Genomic DNA, 314 nt, shown 5'->3' with positions numbered 1-314 from the left:
AAGGATTTTGATGAAATTACAAAACACCAGGAAATCTCCATTCTTTTTGCAGGAGCTGTAGGAGCATTATGCTTTACTTTTTCAGATACTTTCTGGTTTTCTGCTGTAGAAGGAGAGGTATATTCTATGGCTTCTATGTTTATTGCTTTACTCGTTTGGCTCATTACCAAATGGGAAAATGAATACCTGGCGAAAGACAGTGAAAGATGGATCATCCTTATTTTCTTTGTATTAGGACTTTCAGTAGGGGTTCATATGATGGGGATGCTTGCAGTTCCGGCGGTATGTCTGGTATACTATGCAAGAAATTATAA

Annotated in this window: 1 protein-coding gene; it reads left to right on the top strand. The window is 37.6% G+C overall.

Annotated features, from left to right (window positions below; genetic code table 11):
• Positions 1-314 (top strand): glycosyltransferase family 117 protein (locus ACTJIV_RS20345; RefSeq protein WP_440629269.1); only part of this gene is annotated, 314 nt, incomplete at both ends.

It is taken from the genome of Chryseobacterium sp. 22532, from assembly GCF_052044665.1.
Lineage (GTDB): Bacteria > Bacteroidota > Bacteroidia > Flavobacteriales > Weeksellaceae > Chryseobacterium > Chryseobacterium lathyri.
This window is presented reverse-complemented; position numbering and strand designations above follow the sequence as displayed.